The 1,486-nt window shown below is 40.9% G+C and carries 1 protein-coding gene; it reads left to right on the forward strand.

Annotation, left to right across the window (positions count from 1 at the left end):
* Nucleotides 1-193: 193 nt before the first annotated feature.
* Nucleotides 194-1,486 (forward strand): hypothetical protein (locus tag ACYIAJ_RS11250; protein ID WP_483564834.1); only part of this gene is annotated, 1,293 nt, incomplete at its 3' end.

Here is a 1,486-nt window from a genome sequence, read left to right on the forward strand (position 1 = left end):
CAAAAGCTTAACCGCCCGCAATTAACAAAACTTTACAAATTTTTAACAAAAAACCTAGCGCATAATTACTCAATCGGTTATAATTTAAGCGCTTTCAAAGCAAGGGAGTGCTCATTAGTCGAGCAGTCAATTATAAAAAATTCAAATAAAACAAAAAATTACTTGACATGATAATCGAAATGCGTTACCATTTATGGCATCTGGCATCTGGCATCTGGCCTGCCAAACCTATGCTCAAAATCTTTTTCAATTTCACCGTAGTCTAAAACAGACACAGTTCTTATTTTCATCAGCGAAGTCATTTCGCGTAGCGAAATGGACGCCGTCATCGAGGTCTTTACTGGCGATGTTTTCGGCGGGTACTTCGGCAACATCCTTGGAAATATCGTCGGAAACCGTTTTGGTCAGGTCATCGGCCACATGTTCGGTAAAATTATCGTCGATATCCAAGTGGTTGTTAAAGCCGCCATTGCTATCCAAACCTCCATTATGGTTTAGACTTTCATTATTATCTAAATTATCTAAACCGGCATTATTCTTTGCGCCATTGTTGTTATTGTCATATACACAGGGTTCTGTGGCATTAACGGCACATACATCAAGAGTCATTGAAGGTACTCGGCCATATTTAACATTTGATGGGGGACAGACAAAGGCAACTAATACGGACACTTTTTTGGCAATCGAGTTGCCAGATGGAAGACGTATTACTCAGTCAGCTAACACATCAAGTGCAGCCAATCCGATAATGTTACCTCGTGGAAATTATACATTTAATGATATTCATACGGTATTGCCGTCGGATACAACATCTATTAGTTTAAATAGTCTAATCAGCCAAGGGAAATGGGGAGATGATGATGGGGATGGTCAGGGTACAAATGGTGTTACTGCATCAGGGAGTATATCGTTAACAATAAAGGATAGAAATGGCACTACCGTTAATCGTAGTGACACATTAAGTATATGTAACGCGCCTTATAAGGTCACTTTAGATAGTACAGGGGGGAGTTTAACTACACAGTATGGAGTGCCAAATAGTAGTCGTTTTTACGGAGGGACGGTGGATTATTATATCACTTTGCCGTCACAGCCGGTTATTTGTTCGGTCAGGCCGAATTTGTTAATGGGTGGCACTACTGGCATCAATTCTTATGATAATCCTCGCTATGCAGGCCCAGCTAACATATGGAGTCCTACTAAGGGCTTTTTAGTTCAGTCTACAAATCCATCATCTTACGACAGAAACTTTCCAACTACAGGTTCAGATGGATTGTATTTTGATTTGGATGTTGGTGGGGTAGATGCAAGTCAGTTAAGTTGGACAGTTAACACAAGTGGTAGTCTAGGGGCAGAGGTTAGTTGGACAAGGCCGCGTTCTGGTACATTCACAGACCCTTTGGGAAATACTGTCCAAGCCGATAGATGGATTCCTGATAAATCTAGTTATGTAACACGTGTAACGTTAAGTGGTCCTAGGGCAACT

Source organism: Gilliamella sp. X-46, assembly GCF_057063525.1.